This window comes from Thiocapsa bogorovii (genome assembly GCF_021228795.1).
In the GTDB taxonomy this organism is placed as follows: domain Bacteria; phylum Pseudomonadota; class Gammaproteobacteria; order Chromatiales; family Chromatiaceae; genus Thiocapsa; species Thiocapsa bogorovii.
Genome location: NZ_CP089309.1, coordinates 4,669,318 through 4,688,520 on the forward strand (window position 1 = coordinate 4,669,318; position 19,203 = coordinate 4,688,520).

At 64.4% G+C, this 19,203-nt stretch carries 11 protein-coding genes; 3 read left to right on the forward strand and 8 right to left on the reverse strand.

Annotated features, from left to right (window positions below):
- Positions 1–23: 23 nt before the first annotated feature.
- Both LT988_RS20780 and LT988_RS20785 read left to right on the forward strand, forming a co-directional pair.
- A complete protein-coding gene (locus tag LT988_RS20780) occupies positions 24–1,523 on the forward strand; it encodes a DUF1254 domain-containing protein (RefSeq protein WP_232407390.1) in 1,500 nt (499 codons plus the stop codon).
- A 161-nt stretch (positions 1,524–1,684) separates the two neighbouring features.
- The gene (locus LT988_RS20785; protein ID WP_232407391.1) at positions 1,685–2,464 is read left to right on the forward strand and encodes a bestrophin-like domain; all 780 of its coding nucleotides are present in this window, start codon (positions 1,685–1,687) and stop codon (positions 2,462–2,464) included.
- 451 nt (positions 2,465–2,915) lie between these two features.
- Here the strand turns inward: LT988_RS20785 and LT988_RS20790 are convergent, their stop codons facing one another.
- The 8 genes from LT988_RS20790 to LT988_RS20825 form a co-directional block, all read right to left on the reverse strand.
- Complete coding sequence (locus tag LT988_RS20790) at positions 2,916–3,599, reverse strand: histidine phosphatase family protein (protein ID WP_232407392.1); 684 nt, start codon at positions 3,597–3,599, stop codon at positions 2,916–2,918.
- A gap of 258 nt (positions 3,600–3,857) precedes the next feature.
- A complete protein-coding gene (locus LT988_RS20795; protein WP_232407393.1) occupies positions 3,858–4,076 on the reverse strand; it encodes a hypothetical protein in 219 nt (72 codons plus the stop codon).
- Complete coding sequence (locus LT988_RS20800) at positions 4,051–6,483, reverse strand: mechanosensitive ion channel family protein (protein WP_232407394.1); 2,433 nt, start codon at positions 6,481–6,483, stop codon at positions 4,051–4,053. Before LT988_RS20800 ends, LT988_RS20795 begins: the two co-directional genes overlap by 26 nt.
- A 274-nt stretch (positions 6,484–6,757) precedes the next feature.
- Positions 6,758–8,146 (reverse strand): OprD family outer membrane porin, encoded by a 1,389-nt coding sequence (locus tag LT988_RS20805; protein ID WP_232407395.1) that lies wholly within the window; start codon positions 8,144–8,146, stop codon positions 6,758–6,760.
- A 353-nt stretch (positions 8,147–8,499) separates the two neighbouring features.
- Entirely contained in the window at positions 8,500–10,098 is a 1,599-nt protein-coding gene (locus LT988_RS20810; RefSeq protein WP_232407396.1) for a bifunctional aspartate transaminase/aspartate 4-decarboxylase, read from the reverse strand.
- A 59-nt stretch (positions 10,099–10,157) separates the two neighbouring features.
- On the reverse strand, positions 10,158–11,894 hold the full coding sequence (gene aspT, locus LT988_RS20815) for an aspartate-alanine antiporter (protein ID WP_332460586.1): 1,737 nt from the start codon (positions 11,892–11,894) through the stop codon (positions 10,158–10,160).
- Positions 11,895–11,919: 25 nt separating this feature from the next.
- Entirely contained in the window at positions 11,920–14,208 is a 2,289-nt protein-coding gene (locus LT988_RS20820; protein ID WP_232407237.1) for an IS4 family transposase, read from the reverse strand.
- Between the two features lie 226 nt (positions 14,209–14,434).
- Complete coding sequence (locus LT988_RS20825; protein ID WP_232407397.1) at positions 14,435–15,838, reverse strand: glutamate decarboxylase; 1,404 nt, start codon at positions 15,836–15,838, stop codon at positions 14,435–14,437.
- 700 nt (positions 15,839–16,538) lie between these two features.
- Here LT988_RS20825 and LT988_RS20830 point away from each other — a divergent pair.
- Complete coding sequence (locus LT988_RS20830; protein ID WP_232407398.1) at positions 16,539–19,148, forward strand: plasma-membrane proton-efflux P-type ATPase; 2,610 nt, start codon at positions 16,539–16,541, stop codon at positions 19,146–19,148.
- Positions 19,149–19,203 lie beyond the last annotated feature (55 nt).

The following is a 19,203-nucleotide window of genomic DNA, read 5'->3' on the forward strand; positions in this document are numbered from 1 at the left end:
AGCAGAACCCGAAAGGTAGACAGATGAGACTGATCAAGACAATGGTGAGCGGGATTGCGCTGGCGCTTGTCGCTGGCACCCCGGCACTTGCCGAACCAAAGTACAAGGCGGACGTCCCTGAAAGCATCCTGACTCCCGACACGGTCGAGACGCGGCTGGGCACGCTGCGCTTCAAGGATGGCGCGCCGGACGATGCAACCGTCACCCTTGTCTACGACAATCTGGATTTCATGCGGGGCGTCCAAGCCTTTCTTGACGGCGTACCAGCGGCATCGATCTATGCGATGTGCAACGGCCTGCTGGAAGGAGCCGGGGTCGACGATCAGACGTTTGGCATTTTCGAAACGCTCATGGACGCCAGGTCGATTTTTCTGACGGCCCAGACCACAACCGCCTATGTCACGCACTGCTTTGACCTGGAGAACGGTCCGGTCGTTCTGGAAGCTTCGCCCGGCCTGCTCGGACCGCTGGACGACGCCTATTTTCGGCATGTCGTCGACGTGGGCGTGACCGGGCCTGACCAGGGCAAGGGGGGCAAATACCTGCTGGTTCCCCCGGGATACGAGGGCGAGTTGCCCGGCGAGGGTTACTTCATCATCAAGTCACCCACCTACACCGTCTGGCAGTTGAGCCGGATCATGAACGGCGACCTGGCGGCGGGCGCGAAAGGAGTAAAGGATACGATGCGGGTCTACCCGTGGGCGCAGCGTGACAACCCGCCGGAAACGAGGTTCGTCAACCTGTCGGGGCTGAAGTTCAACACGGTCCACGCCAACGATTTCGAGTTCTACGAAGAGATCAACGCTATCATCCAGAAGGAACGCGCCGATGCCTTGCCGGCTGAACTGGTCGGCACGCTGGCTTCCATCGGCATCAAGAAGGGCCAGCCCTTCGCTCCGGATGACAGGATGCGCGCGATCCTGACCGACGCGGTCGCGGTCGGCAACGCCACCGCGCGGGCGATCATTTTCGCCCAGCGCGACCAGCGCGGCTTCTACTACCCGGACCGTCAGTGGAAGACTAACTTCATCGGCGGCAGTTCCGAGTTCTACGACGACGGCGAACGGATGCTCGATTCCCGTGTCCTGTTCCACTACTACGCCACCGGGATCACACCTGCGATGGCGCAGCCGGTGGTCGGGAAGGGTTCGGTCTATGCCTATGCCGAACGGGATGCGAACGGCGACTACCTCGATGGCGGCAAGACCTACAGCATCACACTGCCCGCACCGATCCCGATGAAGGACTTCTGGTCGTTCATGGTGTACGACAACCAGACCCGGTCGATGCTGGAGACCGACCAGAAGGCCGCCGGCATCGACAGCAACAGCCCCGACCTGGTGGCCAACGCAGACGGTTCCTACACCGTCTGGTTCGGCCCGGAAGCGCCCGCAGGCAAGGAAGGCAACTGGGTTCAGACCATGCCGGGCAAGGGTTGGAATACGCTGCTGCGGCTCTATGGCCCGCTGGCACCCTGGTTTGACAAGACCTGGAAGCCGGGCGATTTCGAACGGGTCGAGTGATCGCGGGCTTTGCGTTGATGCTGTTGAGCATCACATCGCAGCCTCATGCTGACCAATCAAACCATCGGCGAGTCGCCGGCCGGACAACGACACTGGCAAACGCACGCGTTACCGGACGACAAACCTGATCCACCCACTGCACATTGACCAGGAATCGATTCATGTACCAAGCCTTCAGCACAACGCTGACTGCCATCGCCTTGTTTTTCGCGATGCTCGTCCTACTCGAGGTCGGCCGCCGTGTCGGTAACAAGCGGCTCGCCAGCGATCCGGAAGGTGCGCGAGCCGGTACAGGCGCCGTCGAAGGGGCCGTCTTTGCATTACTCGGTCTGTTGATCGCGTTCACGTTCTCCGGAGCCGCGTCGCGTTTCGATGCGCGCCGCGATCTCGTCGTCCAAGAGAGCAACGCAATCGGTACCGCCTATCTGCGGCTCGATCTGCTGCCGGCCAACACCCAGCCGGCGATGCGGGAGATGTTTCGGCAGTACCTGGATGCCCGCTTGAACGTGTATCGCTTACTACCCGATTTGGAGGCCGCGTATGCCGCGCTCGGGACGGCGAATGACATGCAAAAGGACATCTGGAACGCGGCCCTCGCCGACGGCCAACAGACCGGCGCGATGCCGGACGCGATCAAACTGCTGCTACCGGCCCTGAACGAGATGTTCGACATCGCCAGTTCGCGGACCATGGCGGCGCAGATGCATCCGCCGACGGTCATCTATGGACTGCTCTATCTCATGGCCTTGGCGAGCGCCTTGCTCGCCGGTTATGGCATGTCCGGCGGTCGCTCACGCAGTTGGCTACACGTCATCGCCTTCCCCGCCGTCATGGCGATTGCGGTGTTCATCATCATCGACATCGAGTACCCGCGCCTTGGCTTGATCAAGGTCGACAGCTTCGACAAAGCATTGGTGGACCTCAGGGCGGGCATGGACTGAGTAAGAGCCAGCGACATCGGGACGCGCAACGAGTTCAGCGACATCTAACCTGACACAGGGGGCGGGCCTCGACATGATCCTCTGGCCGGGGCGAGAGAGTCGCTCCGGCTTCCTTGACCCATAGAAGAACGTCTCGTTCGGCACCTACGTCTTCGACAGAAACGCCGGGGCGTGAAAGGTCAGGGTTGGAGAACAGCTCAACAATGTGCGAATGCGTGCGTCGCACGGCATCAAGAACCTCGGGTGATATATCCTGTCCGCTATTCATCTTCTAAGTCCCAGGTCACAGGCTGGAGTCCGGGCTTAAGGTCATCTCTCTCATTTTGTGCACGCTCTCCTTGACGCAACGTACAATAATTTGCACTTAGGTTCCTTCCCTGGCAGCCGACCGATCAAATAGGTCCATTCCGTACTGTCACCGTAACCCGCAGGCGCCGAGATCGTGTAGGTCTCAGCGACCCGGCAGGCTCCACCAGCGCGAGAGACGCCGCTGCAGGACCCGCGGCGGCACGCCCTCGTAGTGCGAGACGTCGTTGAAGACGCGCAGCCGGGCGCGGGTGACGCTGGCGAAATCGAGGATGGTCAGCGCCGCCGGACTCTGGTCGAGCCGGTCGCGGTAGCCGCGTGCATCGAAGCCCAGCAGGCTGCTCACCAGCAGCCGATTGGTGCCCTTGTGCGAAACCACCAGCACGGAGCGGTGTGCATGCTGCTGCACGATCCGGCGCATCACCGGCAGCGCCCGGGCGAGCACGGCGATGCCGGACTCCCCGCCGGCCGGGGCGATGGTCAGCGGGTCCTCCTGCCAGGCGTCGTATTCGTCGGCGAACTCGGTCTCCACCTCATCACGGGTCCGGCCCTCCCAGCGGCCGTAGTCGATCTCACGGAGGTCCGGGTCCGTCTGCGGCTCCCGACCGTGGGGGTCGGCGATGATGCGCGCCGTCTCCAGGGTTCGGCCCATCGGGCTCGCGTACACTGCGTCCAGGGTGTCGCAACGCAGTCGCTCGGCCAAGGCCCGGACCTGACCGCGTCCCTCTTCGGACAAGGGGACATCGGTTGCTCCGGCGAAGCGGTCTTCGGCCGTCAGTTCGGTGGCGCCGTGGCGAACGAGAATCCGGCGCCAGTTGGTACGTTTCATTCCGGCAATCGGCTAAGTTGTTTGGGGTGTAATCTCTCAGCGGTGCGGCAGTGGCAAGACCTATGCGGCTGGAGTTTGCCCGAGCGCCATGTCACGTGACGGGCACGCGGCAACGAACGGCCCGACATCTTTCTCGGCGATGCCGACGGTGATCGGGCTGCGCTCTTGAAGGCCCTGACCATTGTCCCGGCCAAGCTCCGGCAAGCCCTGCGTCGTCAGGGCTTCCAGTGCTGAGGGTATCAGGCCAAGATGGCCTGGCTACGCGATCTGCGGGCCGAAGTGGCCGGAGCGATGATCAAGGCCCGCGGCACTGCGCACGGCCCGCTGCGCGAGCACCTCACGCGCCAGCGCCTGTTCGTCGGTGACTCGAAACCAGCCGCGCGGGATGCCGGTGCCGGAATTGCTCCCAAACTGAAGCGACCGCGCGGTCGCCGCGCCCGCAGCCGAGCGCTCAGCCGCGCGTTTTGCCTTCCTCATGCGGCGGCACGAAGATGCCGAGCCCGCGGGGACGGCTGGCGCCGGCGGTGCTCGCGTAGCTCTCGGCGATGGCGCGCAGCTCCTGCGCGCCGGCGTCGGGCACCGGCTCCCGCTCCGGCTGGCCGGGGAAGGTCTCGATCTCCAGCGTCTGGGTCGGGAATGCGAACTGTACGCCGAGGGCATGGGCGAGGCGGATGATCTCCAGGAAGATGCGTTGGCGCTCCACCAGCTCCGCGGACCAATCCGGCACCTTGAAGAAGAAGTAGAGCAGGATCGCTAAGTGGTCCGGGCCGAAGTCGTTCAGGACCACATGGAACAGGTCCTTGCGCGTGGTCGGGTTGGTCTGAATGATGCGCTTGATGCCCTCCAGGAAGGCCTCGATGCGCTCCGGCGGGGTGTCGTAGCGAATACCGACCATCGTCTTGACGCGCCGCCAGCTGCGCATGCCCATGTTGTCGACGATGCTGGAGACGGCCGTCGAGTTGGGGATGGTCAGCACCGAGTCGTAGAAGGTGCGGATGCGGGTGCTGCGCAGGCCGATGCTCTGCACCGTGCCCTCCTTGTCGCCGATGACCACCCAGTGGCCGATGCGGTAGGGACGATCGGCCAGGATCATCAGCGAGCCGAAGACGTCGGTGAGTGTCTCGCGGGCGGCCAGCGCAACGGCGAGGCCGCCGACCCCCAGGCCGGCCAGCAGCGGCACCAGGTCGGCGCCGAGGAGCTGCATGCCCCGGATGAGGAGCAGGACGCTGAGCAGAAAGCCCAGGATGCGGGCGCCGATGCGCCACATGGTGGCGTCGATGCTGTCCTCCTTGATCTTCATGCCGGGCGCGGCGATGACCGCCTCGGCCACCGCCTTGCACAGCGCGAACACGGCCCAGACGACCATGGCGACGATGATGGCCTTGCCGCCGAGCGCAACCGCGGTGAACAGGTCGCCGGTGATATTGACCTGGTTCTCCAGGACCTCGAGGACGACGGTGACGAGGATGGCGATGGCGATGGGTGCCAGGATGCGCAGAAACCGGCCATAGGACCCGACCATCTGTTTCGACAACCGCTTGATGCGGGTCGTCAGCAGGACCGAGGCCAACACCGTCAGCGCCAGGGAGGACAGCAATGCGAGCCACTGCCAGACGGTCTGGCCGCCGTGCAGGGCCTTGAGCCCGGGCGGCAGGCGGTCGATCAGCTCGCCCGACAGGCGCGAGCGCGGTACCAGGTGCCCTGGGGTGGCGACGAAGTAGTCGTAGAAGCCCGCGGACGTCTCCGGCGAGCGATAGTCGAACTCGGTCCCTGAAAAGGCGGCCTTGCGGTAGGGCAGATCGCGCACCGCGGCGAAGGCGTCGCGAATCGTCGTGACCGTCTCGGCGCTGAACAGGAACTCGCCCTGACGGTCGCCCTCGGTGATCTCGACGATCTCGATCTCGGTGCTCGGCAGGCGCCAGCGCAAGGACCCGGCGGCCTGCGTGAAGGGGCCGAGCGACCCCTCACGCGCCGCTGCCACCATGATCTCGTCGGGTACCGCATCCAGCGGCGGCAGGATCAGCCGATCGATGACCTCCTTCAACATCAGCGCCGCCTCCTCACCGAGTTCGAGTCGCAGCGCCTCGGGCATCCGGCTGAGGTCGAGCACGCCCGTTGCACGCTCCAGCAGGCGTGTGGCCCGCGCTTCGACCTCCCTGGCCTGCGCCCGGCTCATGCGCGGGGGCCGCGCGCTGAGCGCCCGATTCGCCTCCATCACCAGCGCGTAGGCCTTATTGATGCTGTCCAGGAAGCCGTTCAGGGTCGCGCGCGGGCTGTCGGTGTCCACGGGCTGCAGGCGTTGTTGCAGCTTGGTCTGGCTCTCGTAGACCCCGTCGCCCCCGGTCAGCGCGACGACCTGCTCATAGACGCCGGGCGTCGCATCGTCACGGTAGGGCAGTTCCTTTACCCGCCGATAGATGCGGTCGGCGGCGGCCACCGTCTCAGCGGAGAATAGGAACTCGCCGGCGCGCGGACCCGCCTCCACGCGCGCGATGCGGATCGATGTGCCGGGGATCTGCCACGCGCCGAGCACGCCGTCCGCCACCGCGTCCCCGTCCGGGACCTCGCTCTCCGACGGCAGCGGGATACGGCTCAGGACATCGTGCAGCAGCGCGACCCGCAGGATGCGCTCCGCCCAATTGTCGCCATGGGGCGTGGCGCTGAAATCCAGCAGAGCGGCGGCGCGGCGCAGCAGGCGATAGCTGGACTCGTCGAATCCGCCGCGCTCGCGCTTCTTCGCGGCGAGCCGATCGGCGGCGTCCAGGAAGCCCCGCAGGGTGTCGCGCGGGCTCGAGGTCGCTGGCGGATTCAGCGGTTGCGGGTCGCCCGCGGGCGCGTCGCCTGGCGCAGCGGAGACAAGCAACGCCAGCAAGAAAAGCAGCACCGGCAGAATGCATTGGACAGGCGCCCGGCGGCCGGGAGCGGAGGGGAAGCGCATGATGATCGATGGGAGGCTCTGACGGGGAATGAGTAGCACACCGGTAGCAAGCCGAGATGCGATGCCCAACTGAACGCCCGGGCGGATGCCGCTTTGATCGAAGACAGCTTAGGCGACTGCCGGATACCGACGAGGTCCCGGGAGATCAGCCCGTCACCAGAGACCCGCGACGTCCTTGTCCAAGCGCTGCATGGCATGTCTCCCAGGGCTTGACGGGCCGTCAAAAATCGTAGGTGGCGATGAGGCGGAAATCGTTCAGGGCTTCATCGCCACTGCCGCGCTGATCGACGCGGGCGTAACGCAGCCGAAAGGATGCGCCTTTCAACAACCCCCGATCAGGCGTCCACTGCAGATTGAGGTCGTATTCGTTCTGGTTGCGATACGGCGCGCTCACGTTGTTGCCGAGCACTGCCAACGCATAGGCCGTCAAGCCTTTTGCGCCTTGGCGCGAAAAGTCATAGGCGACCTTGAACATCCATGCGTCCTCGCCCGCGCGATCGAAGTCCTCCACCTGCACGCTGGTGTACCCCGGATACCCACCCCAAGGGCTACGCATATCGGCCCCATTGGCGGTGCCGGTATACGCCAGCGTCAGCACCGCGGAGGCAATGCCCATGTCGGCTTTAAGGCCCCACTGCCGCGTCGAAAAGGAGGCGCCCGTCAGCAGGTTCGATCCGGTGCTGCGTTGATCGGAATACTGCCCGCCCAACGTCAGCTTGTAGCCGTTGATCGCCGGTAGCTGATACGTCGCATCGGCGTAGAAGATATTGATGATGTCCGCGGAGTAGTAATTGATTGCGCCGACGGACAAGCCGCCGTTTTGGTAATTGACGCCGGCCAGGTAGACGCCTCGTTCGACGTCGTCCGGTGCGCCGGCTCGCTCTGACATCCAGACGAATTCATCGGAGTCGAGGTTTTTGATTTTGGAAATGAACCCTCCGCCGAAGCGCCAGGCTGGCAGAGACCCCTCGACACCTCCGGCGGTACCGTAGACGGTGACGCCTTCGAAGGTGTTCGGCGTCATTCGCACATCGTGCTTGTTGATGTAGGGAGTCTCGTATGCCTTGCGACCGAGCGCCGCGAAGATGCTATCGGTGAGCTTCGCCTCGGCGTAGGCCTGTCCGAGGACTGTGTAACCCTCCTGCCCCAGTTTCAGCAGCTGCGTGCCGTCGTACTCCTCGGGTGCCCAAAGGGGCTGAGAGGTGTAGCCGACGGCGCCGATCCTGACGAGATCCCGCAGGTAGCCCGAGCGGTAACTGAGCGAGCCGCCGAGCGCCCATGCCGCAACGCGGCTGGGATCGAATTTGTCGCGGGTCAAATAGAAGGTTTTCAACTGCGCGTCGAACTTGGTATCGGCGAAGAACGGCATCTGTTCGATCGCTTCATGCCGCGGCACAGGCAACGTCGGTTCGGGGTTCGCGAAGCTGAGCTCGTGGAGTTGAACATGGTAGCCATGTCGTGATCCTGTCCCGATCTCTTGCTGCGCCAAGCTCGGCGGGACGCTTATTAGAAAAATCACAGCCGCCAGCACGCAGCGCGCCGCCACGGCGGCAAGCAGGGGCTGCCGAGCTTGACCGCCGTGGCCGTGAAAGATGTATCGTTTGCACATATGAAACAGTCGCGGTCGGATAGGGCGTTGCTTGTTGCTGGATCTGCTTTCCATCCAAGCGGCTTCTAAACCGCGTCAGCGCAGATGCTCGTTGGATTGCACGAGACCGACCGAGTCCAAGCAACGACGCATACCGCTCCGGACGCGGTTTAATCGTCTCACCTAAACCGCGCCCAGAGCGAGAAACGTCATTTTGTGGCGTTCTCTAGCTTTGCGCCATGACGGACTTCTCGGTGAGGCGCGGTTTAAAAGATTAAAAAATATCAATTTCTAAACCGCGTCCCCACCGAGGTCGCTGAAATCTACATCATTGAACACAGAACGAAAATTACGCATTTCACTCTGGACGCGGTTTAGCCTGGATGCGCCTGCTGGAATCTTTGATAGTAGGCGTCGAGCAGTTTACGGACCGCTGTTCCCATGGCCGCATAGTCGTACTCGTTGAGATTGGCGAGCGAGACGCGCGCCGAGGGATGGGTGTCGCCGAAACCACCGCCCGGCATCAGCACGACACCGGCCTCGTCCGCAATTCTGAACAATAGCTCCCCGTGGATAATCTGCTTCAGGAGCCAATCGACGAAATCGCGACCGTAGAGCGCTTCGCCTATTGTTTCCAGGTCGATCTCGGTGTAGTAGTCCGAGCTGTCGTCATCACGCTTGACCTCGAGTCCCATGGATCGATACAGCGTATCGTGGCGCGCGCGGACCAGCCGTTTCATCGCGTCTTTGTAACGGTCAGCCGTGTCCATCAAAGAGAACAATGAGAACAAAGCCATCTGCACTTGCTGTGGTGTCGACAGGCCCGCGGTGTGATTGAGCGCGACACTGCGGCTGTCGGCGACAAAGCGGTCGATCATCTTGATCTTTCGGGGCTCCAGCGTTAAAGAGCCGTAGCGCTCATCGAGCGCCTTCTTGTCGGCTTCCGCGAGCTCCGCGAGCTTGCGGTCAAGGACGTTGTCCTGGTGCAGGGCGATGACGCCAAGCCGCCAGCCCGTCGCCCCGTAGAACTTTGACCAGGAGTAGACGAGGATCGTGTTCTGTGGGCACACCGCGAACAGGGACACGAACCCATCAACGAAGGTGCCATAGACGTCGTCCGTCAACAGGATGAGGTCTTGGCGCTGGTTGGTGATGATATCGACGAGCTTCTGGCGCCCTTTCTCCCCGATCTGAACGGATGGTGGGTTGCTGGGGTTGACGAGGAAGAAGGCCTTGACCGCCGGGTCCAGCAGCTTGTCGAGCTCGGCCTCGGGGATCTGCCAACCTTGTCCGACGTCGGCATCGACGTAGACCATCTCCAGCTGATAATCGTTGAGGGCGGGGATCTCCAAATAGGGCGTGAAGATGGGGCGGGCGACGGCAATCTTGTCGCCTGGATTCAGGATCTTGTTCTCGCGCAGGGTGTTGAAGATATACGTCATCGCCGCCGTGCCACCCTCGGTGGCAAAAAGATCGATGCCGCCAAGCAGGGGTTTGCCGTCGCACATTTCGCGAATGAGGAAATGCTTGGCGATGTCCTCCGTGAGGCCCAGCATCCGGTCGGGCACCGGATAGTTGCAAGCGAGGATGCCGCAGACCATCTCGTGGAGGAAGTCCGCCGCCGACAGCCCCAGTTGGTCGCGCACATAGGCCACGGCGGCGTGGAGAAACTGGACGCCGGGAACCGCGTGGTTCGCGTTGACGAAGATCTCGAAGCGTGCCTCGATGCCGGCCTTCTCGGGCAGACCGCCGACGCCCTCGGGGATGTGGCCGAGGAAGCGCTGCGACTCGTTCATGGCAAAGAGGCCAAGCTGCCAGAAGCCATGCCGCGGGATGGTCGCCACCCAGTTCGGGTTGCCGCGGCCGGCGTTGAGCATCAACCGCTCTGGATGGCTCGATGCTTGAGCGATCAGCGTGTCCTTGACCTCGAACGGACTGAGCTGCATCAACTTCGAGAATGCTTGAATGTCCATGATCGTAATCCTCTTCTACCGGATGGTGTCTTGACTCGATGCGGCGCCAGGCCGCATCGCTAGACCAGCAGCAGCACGATGACCATGCCCCAGAGGGTGAGCAGCGTATTGCTGACAGCGTAGGGCACGGTATAGCCGAGCAACGGCACATTGCTTTGGGCCTTGTCGCCGACCATGGCGACGGAGGCGGTGCTGGTGCGCGCACCCCCGCAGCAGCCGAGATTGATGGCCGGGTCGAACTTGAACAGATACTTGCCGATGTAGGGGGCGAGGAGCATCGGTATCGACGTCACGGCAACTCCCCAGAAGAACAGGCCAAGGCCGGCCTCCTGCAAACCGGCGATGAATCCTGGACCCGCGGAGATGCCCACCACGGCGATGAAGACGTTGAGGCCGACGGAGTTCATGATCCAAAGGGCAGGTGCAGGAACGCGGCCGAACGTCGGATGAACGCACCGCAGCCATCCGAAGATGAGGCCGGCGATCAGCGCGCCGCCGGATGTGGAGAGTGTAATGGGTACCCCGCCGACTGGCAGTACCAGGGCGCCAATAAGGCCACCCAGGACAATACCGGCGCCGACATAGACCACGTCGGTCGCGGTCGCCGGCCGATCGGCGTAGCCGAGCGCGGCGATGAGCCGATCCGTGTGAACCTTGGAGCCTGAAATCTTCAGGATGTCGCCACGATAGATCTTGGTCTGGGCCAAGATAGGAATTTCGACCGAAGTCGCGCCTCGCGTGATCTTCGTCAGGTAGACGCCTCTGGCGAATCCTTCTTTGCTCAGTTCCACGAGCGTCTTGCCATTGACCTTTTTCTGCTGCACGAAGACGTCAACCGACTCGACCGGCACGTTCTCGAGCTCCTGGTCTGCGACTTCTTCGGCATGCGGCTCGATGACGGTCACCAGGGCCGTGGTGGATCCCGATACGGCGACGATGTCGCCCGCCTCGAGCACCGTATCCGCGTCGAATTCGATCATCTCGCCGTTACGTCGGATCCGTTCGATGAATACACGCGCTTCCGGGTGCAAGAACTCGGCCTGAGCAACCGTCTTTCCCGCTACCTGTCCATCCGGCTTCAGCTTGAAGGCGCGCAGACTGAGTTGATGCCAAGCCAGCGCCATGCCGCCCTCCGGCTCGCCGGCGGAATGTTCGCGCTCGTAGCGCTTGCATTCCTCGGCCAGATTGACGCGCAGCAGCGTCGGGCCGAGATACGCGAGAATCATGCCGGTCCCGATCGTCCCGAACAGGTAGGTGACGGCGTAGGCGATGGGGATGTGATTGAGTGCCTGTTGCGCGTTCTCGATCCCGGCCCGGTTGATTGCGTCGGTCGCGAGCCCGATCGATGCGGAAATCGTCGTGGCCCCGGCATAGAGTCCGGCGGAAAAGCCGATGTCGTAACCCGCAACTTTGGCTGCCCCATACGCCGTCGCCAGGCAGAGGACGCAAATCAGTGCCGCAAACAGCGCCTGCGGCGCGCCGTCGTGGGCGATACCGCGCACGAATTGAGGGCCAACGCCGTATCCGACGGCAAACAGGAACATCAGGAAGAAGATCGATTTCACCTGGCTCGAGACGGAAATGTCCAGCTGGCCGATGAGCACGCCGGCCAGCAGCGTGCCCGTCACCGCACCGAGGCTGAAGCTGCCGAACTTGATGGCCCCGATCCAATAGCCGAGGGCGAGTGCCAGGAAGATCGCAAGTTCAGGATGCTCCTGAAACGTGGCGACGATCCAAATCGCGCTGTCTTGGGTCGTCCCGGTGTCGGCAGCTTGAACCCCCTGGAAAACGCCTATCTATTGCCCACACTGGACACAGCCCTCAGGGCCCAGCCGGGATCGAGGGGTAGAAGATGGCGAAGGTCTCGGTGATGTCGGTAAGCCGGTTCAGGCCACGCCACAGCACGGTGGCCCCGGGATCGCCGTCGCCGTTGCGCCCGAGAAAGCCGCCGAGCCGGGCGACCATGCGCATGGCCTCGCCGAGGCTCGGCGGGGTCTGCGGCGGGGTGGGCGAGCGCTGATGATGGCAGGCCAGGGCCTGCCACTCGGCCTCCTCGAAGAAGACCGTGCAGGGGATGTCCGGGGTCTCGCGCCCGCGTTTGGCCAGATCCATCACCCGCCAGGCGACGACCAGATCGATGGCCAGACACGCCTGCAGGCTGTCGGCATCGCCGAGGCGGCGATCCTCGATGCGGCAGCCGCTTTTGAGGGTGCGGTGAAACACCTCGATGTTCCAGCGCGCGGCGTACCAGCGCAGGCGCTCGAGCGCCTCCTCCAGGGTCGTGGTCGGCACCGTGGTGAGCAACAGCCACTCGATGGGCTCTTGGTCCTGCGGCGGGTTGATCTCTCGGGCATCAATGGCCCACAGCCTCAGGGGTGCCGCGCCCTTGAGCCGCTTGGGCGGTTGCAGTTCGATCGGGACGGCGCGCAGCTCCAACGCCGCGGTGCGCGCGGGTCGGCCGCCGCGCCCGGGGATGTGCAGCACACAGCCGCCGAGCACCGGTTGGCGGGGCAACAGCTCCCACAGCGGCTGGATCTCGTCCTCGGCGTCGACCTGGCGCTGGGTGGTGCGGCTGGCGCGCACCAGCAGATGCGTCCCGGCCGGATCGGCGCTGGCGGCCTGAAACAGCTCATGGATGTCCGCCTCGCGATCGGCGATGTTGACCAGGCGGGTCTGCGGGCACAGCGTCTGGACCTCGGCGGTGCGTTGGAAACTCTTCAACCAGCGGTGGCTTTCCTTCTCGGCGATGGGTCGCTCCTTGCGTGCCTTGGCCTGCCCGGTCTGCTGTGGGTCACGCGCCCAGACCTGGATGTCGATCAGGCCCAGCGGGATGCCCTCGGGGGTGAGCGCCAGGCTGTCGTGCAGCTTCAGCCCTTGGGCGCCGTCGCGGCGGGTGTTGATCGGCCCCAGTCCGGTGGTGGCGGCATGGGCATCGTAATTGAGGCTGGTGGTGTCCTGGGCGATCAGCACCAGCGACTGCGCGGCGATGCGCGCCGCGGTGGCTTCGTAATGGGGATGGAGGAGCGTCTGCAGGTCCACTTGAGGATTGTGCAAAAATCGATACGCCGCTTTGACCTGATGGGGGGCGCCATCCAACGCCGTGGCGAGGGTGGCGGTGGGATGGGCGCCGAACGCCTCGGCCAAGCCGATCAGGCGCGGGCGCAACCGTGCATCGGGGAAGTCCACCCGGGCGAACTCCTGCTCCGCCCAGGAGCCCGTCGGCGCCGCCGGTGGCGCCAGCCGCAGCACGGGCGCCGGGCGCCGACACAACGGCGCGCGCCACTCACGCGTGAGCGCCAGCACGTAGACGGCCTTGTGGGCGCGCCCGCCGCTGTTGGTGCGATCCTCGCGGCCGCGTCCGGTCGTCTCCCCCAGACGCTGCCAGTTGGCCGCCTTGTAGACCGTGCCGGCATGCTGCGCCTCGTCCACGAAGGTCTCGAGCACCAGCGGGGTGATGCCGTAGCGCACCGGCCAGTCGGCCTGTACCCGCGCCGCGGCCAGCCCCAGCACGTGCGAGCCCAGATTGGGCACCGCGATGCTCGGCAGGATGAGAAACCGGCTATTGGCCACCACCCGGTTGAGGTTCGCGCGCCGTGCATGCGCACACCAGCCGATCCACTCATCGCGTGCGGCCAGCTGCCAGGCCGCCGCGCTGAACGCCAAGGCCCCGAGCCAGCCGACCACCGGGGAGCGGATCAGATAGCGTTGTTGCGCGCCGCACAACGGACCGCCACCCAACGGATGGTACGACGTGAGCATGCGCCGGTACAGCAGGGCGTGTTCTCGATCCTCCACCGCGACCAGCTCGATCGGGCCGAGCGCCTCCAGCGGACCACTGAAGACCGGCGCCTCGAACGGCTCGAGCACCGCGACCGGGCGCGCCTGCGGCGCCGCGCGGCGGGCCGCGGGGAGTACCACCAGCGCGCGTCGCTCCAGCTCCACCAACGCCTTGCGGCAACTGACCTCCTGCGCCCGCCCGTCGGCACCGAACCACTCCAGCCACCCGCAGACTTGGCGCGACAGCGCGCTGCGCGTCACGCCGGGCTCGGCTGCCGCGGCTCGGATGCGCGCGATGATCGCGCCGGTGAATGTCCGCCCGAAGAGGTGCATGGGGGCGGACGATACCCGTAATCAGATACAGTGTCCAGTGTGGGTAAAAGATAGGGAAAACGCAGAGGGTCAGGATGGCGATCAACGCCAACTGTAAGGCGATGCGAAAAGTCCCCGCATGGGGTGTTCGATGCAGCAGCGCACGCATGTCCGATCTTCTCCCAAAATGCACAATGTTCGGCCACCCGGTACGTCGACCGGACGGCGGTCGACTCAAGACAGCGGCTCAGTTGTGATGGAAGCCACTGGCCTCTGCCGCCGTCACAGAGCGGCTGATCGGATGCCGTTCGAAGTGGTCAAGGCAACGGCGCATGTCCTCGAGCAACAGCGAGGCCAGGTCGCGGCTGACGCCATGTCGCACCAGGATGCGTTGGATCGCGACGTCCTGTGCGTTGGCGGGCAGGGTATAGGCGGGCACCTGCCAGCCACGGCTGCGCAGTCGGTCGGCCAAGTCGAAGAGGTTGTATCCCTTGGTGTCGTAGCCGTCCTTGATCTTCCAGCACAGGGCGGGGATGCCTGAGCGCATCTCGCCGTCGTACATGATCTCGAACGGCCCCATCTTCCCGATCTCGTCGGCCAGGTACCGGGCCGTCTCGTAGCAGGCAGTCTGGATCTTCCGATAACCCTCTTTGCCGAGACGCAAGAAGTTGTAGTACTGGCAGACGATCTGGCCGCCCGGGCGCGAGAAGTTCAGCGCGAAGGTTGCCATGTTCCCGCCCAGGTAGTTGACGTTGAAGATCAGGTCCTCAGGCAGGTCCGCTGCCTCGCGCCAGATCACCCAGCCGCAACCCAGCGGAGCCAGCCCAAACTTGTGCCCCGAGGTGTTGATCGACTTGACACGCGGCAGCCGGAAGTCCCACTCGACGTCCGGCGCGCAGAACGGCGCCAGGAAGCCGCCGCTGGCGCCGTCGACGTGGATGGGGATGTCGAGTCCGGTCTCCTTCTGGAGCGTGTCGAGCGCATCGGAGACGGCCTTGACCGGCTCGTACTCGCAGGTGAAGGTGACGCCGAGCGTCGGGACGACGCCGATGGTGTTCTCGTCGCAGCGCTTGATGACCTCGTCCGGCGTCATCAGCAGGCGGCCGTGCTCCATCGGGATCTCGCGCAGCTCGACATCCCAGTAGCGGGCGAACTTGTGCCAGCAGATCTGCACTGGGCCGGTGATCATGTTCGGCTTGTCGGTGGGCTTGCCTTGGGCGCGCATCTTTTCCCGCCAGCGCCACTTCATCGCCATGCCCCCGAGCATCGCCGCCTCGCTCGAGCCGGTCGTCGAGCAGCCCAGGGTGTTGGCGGCGTCGGGCGAGCCCCATAGATCGGCCAACATGTGCACGCAGCGCGCCTCGATCTCGGCGCTCTGCGGGTACTCGTCCTTGTCGATCATGTTCTTGTCGGCGCAGATGTCCATGAGTTTATGGACTTCCGGCTCCAGCCAGGTTTGACAGAAGGTCGCCAGGTTCTGCCTGGAGTTGCCGTCGAGCATCAGCTCATCGGCGACCACGCTGAAGGCGTGCCGGGGATCATGCTCATGCTCGGGCATCCTGTACTTCGGCATGACGACCGAGAGGTCGGCCGATGCGAACACGTCGTCGAGAAGCTCTGAGCGGACTTCGTCTTTGGAATGAAGGGACACGGTTTCGCTCCTAATGACTTGCGTTTTGTTTCCGCGGGGTTTTAGCGATTCGTTGATGCGTGCTGCGACGTTTCGCGAGCCGACCGAAAACCCACTCTCAACCCGAATGGGTCGCCCTCAGGATTTGCCAGGTTCGCCGGCACAGATGAGAGATTAGGGAATTTGCGCTCGGCATGGGTGTTGAATCGAGGGTCAAATCTGGCACTGGAGGGGCTTCATGCTTCGACGAATCCATCGGAAACAGAGGTCAGCGCGCGCAGCAGAACATCTTTTTTATCTTTAAGCCGCGCAAACTCCGGCGGTCGTCAAGTCTGCCGGGGCCGATCCCATCCAAAAGCATCGTATAACGCGCTGGGCGCGGTTGAGATGCTTAGTCGGACAGGCTCCGAGGAGCTTGATACCGGTGAGGTCTTTACACCGTCAGGATGTTTTGAAGAGGTCCACAGCGCAAGAATTGATCCTCGATACTGTGCCGCCGACCCGCGCGTCTCGTTACCATCTGATGACAGCGTTGGCGGCCGCACCGAAACTTTGCTCGGTAACCGGGGAGAACGCTGCGTTGAGCGATCTTCACGCCCGCGGCAGCATGAGCCAAATGATGGGTTGACCTCAGCCTGCACGCGGCGCCTGCCTCAATCGCCGACCCGACTCCGACCAACAACCTAATCCGCACGCGAGCGGGTGAGACAGAGGAGTGAGCATGAACGCAGCCGATCAGAATCCCGCCGCCCAGGGGAGCGCGGATTCATCCAACGACCTGGAGAAGGCGAGTCTGGACCAGGTCTACGCGGGCCTGAGCACCTCGCCGAAGGGCCTAAGCTCGGCCGACGCCAAGCAGCGGATCGAACAATACGGTCGCAACGAGCTGGTCGAGGAGGAGATCAGCGACCTGCAGCGGTTCCTGCGCTTCTTCACCGGCCCCATCGCCTACATGATCGAGGCCGCGGCGCTGCTCTCGCTGCTGATGGGGCACTGGGCAGATCTGACCATCATCCTCGTGCTGCTGTTCTACAACGCCATCTCGGGCTTCTGGCAGGAGCGTAAGGCCTCCGACGCCTTGGCGGCGCTGAAGGCGGGCATGGCGCCGAAGGCGACCGCGCTGCGCGACGGGGACTTCGGCACTATCGACGCCGCCGAGGTGGTGCCGGGCGACGTGCTGCGGATCAAGCTCGGCGAGGTCGTGCCCGCCGACGTGCGCTTCATCGACGGCGACTACATCAGCATCGACCAGGCCGCGCTGACCGGCGAGTCGCTGCCGGTGAGCAAAAAGATCGGCGACGAGGGCTATTCCGGGAGCATCGCCAAGAAGGGCGAGATGAGCGCGGTGGTCATCGCCACCGGCAACAACACCTTCTTCGGCCGGACCGCCAGCCTGGTGGCGAGCGCCGGCAAGGGGGCGTCGCACTCGCAGCAGGCAACGACCCAGATCGGCGATTTCCTGATCCTGACCTCGGTGGCCCTGTGCGTGCTGCTGGTGGGCTTTCAGCTCTACCAAGACCTCGTGGTGCAGGCCGAGTGGCAGTGGGCGGACATCGCGGACATCGCCCGCACCGTGCTGGTGCTGCTGATCGCCTCCATCCCGGTGGCCATGCCGACGGTGATCACGGTCACCAATTCCCTCGGCGCCCAGGCGCTGGCGCGGAAGAAGGCCATCGTTTCGCGGCTCGAGGCCATCGAAGAGCTGGCCGGCGTCGACATCCTCTGCTCGGACAAGACCGGCACGCTGACCAAGAACACCCTGACCTTAGGCGACCCCATCTTGTTCGCCGCCAAGTCCGGCGACGAGATCATCCTAGCCGGCGCCCTCGCCTCGGAGAAGGGCAGCGAGGACGCGATCGACAAGGCGGTGAGCGGGGGGCTGAAGGATAGCAAGGTGCTGGACGGCTACGCCATTGGCAAATTCGTGCCCTTCGACCCGGTCACCAAGCGCACCGAGGGCCAGGTGACAGACCCCGACGGCAAGGCCCTGCGCTGCACCAAGGGCGCGCCCCAGGTCATCATCGATCTGTGCAAGCTCGACGCCGAGACCGCCGCGAAGGCGACCGGCACGGTCTCGGATCTGGCCGCCAAGGGGCTGCGGGCGCTGGGCGTGGCGCAATCCACCGACGACGGCGCGAGCTGGAGCTTCCTCGGCATCCTGTCCATGCTGGACCCGCCCCGGGACGATTCCAAGGAGACCATCGAGCATGCCAAGGAGCATGGGCTGCAGGTCAAGATGGTCACCGGCGACGACGTGGCGATCGGCAGCCAGATCTCCGGCCAGCTCGGCATGGGCACCCACCTGATCGCCGCGGCGGACATGTTCACCAAGGACATGGACATGAGCCACCTGCCGGAGCCCATCACCGCCAATGTGGAGCGCGCCGACGGCTTCGGGCGCGTCTTCCCCGAGCACAAGTACGCCATCGTGCACGCGTTGCAGGACCGTGGCCACGTGGTCGCGATGACCGGCGACGGCGTCAACGACGCCCCTGCGCTGAAGCAGGCCGACTGCGGCATCGCGGTCAGCGGCGCCACCGACGCGGCCCGCGCCGCCGCGGCACTGATCCTCACCGCCCCCGGGCTCTCGACGGTCATCGACGCCATCGACGAGTCGCGCCGGATCTTCGAGCGCATCATCAACTACGTCCTGTTCCGGGTGGCGATGACCCTGGACATCATGTTCGTGGTGGTGCTGGCGACGGTCTTCTTCGGCTTCTCGCCGCTGACGCCGGTGATGATCGTGCTGGTGGCGCTGCTGGACGACATTCCGATCATGACCATCGCCTATGACAAGACGCGACTCCCGAAGGACCCGGTGCGCTGGCATATGCGGCGCCTGCTGTTCGTGTCGGGATTCATGGGCCTGATGGCCGTGGCGCAGACATTTGGCTTGTTGCTCCTCGGCATGGCGTGGCTCAATAACGCGCAATGGCAGGCGTGGATCCCGCTGACGCAGGATCAGGTGCAGACCGCCGTGTTCCTGCAGATCGTCGCCGGTGGCCACCTGCTGTACTTCGTTATGCGCTCGCGCAGCACCATCTTTGCGCCTCCTCTGCCGTCGGCGCCCATCTTCTGGGCCATCGTCGGCACCCAGGTCTTCGCGGTCCTGATGGTCGGCTTCGGGTGGTTCGTGCCGGCCCTGCCATGGCCGGTCATCGGCCTGGTGTGGGTCTACATGCTGGTCTGGATGGTCGGGCTCGATCTGATCAAGCTCGCCTTGTACAGCCGGTTGCTGCGCGCGACCGACCGGCCGCGCTGGTATCGGAGCTTCCTGAAGGGTCGGCATGCGGCGCGGGGCGCCGCCGAGGCCGGGAGGGCTTACGCCTAGCCGACAGCACCCTCCCCGACGCCGCTGTCGGGGAGGGCGCGGCAATACAGCCCCG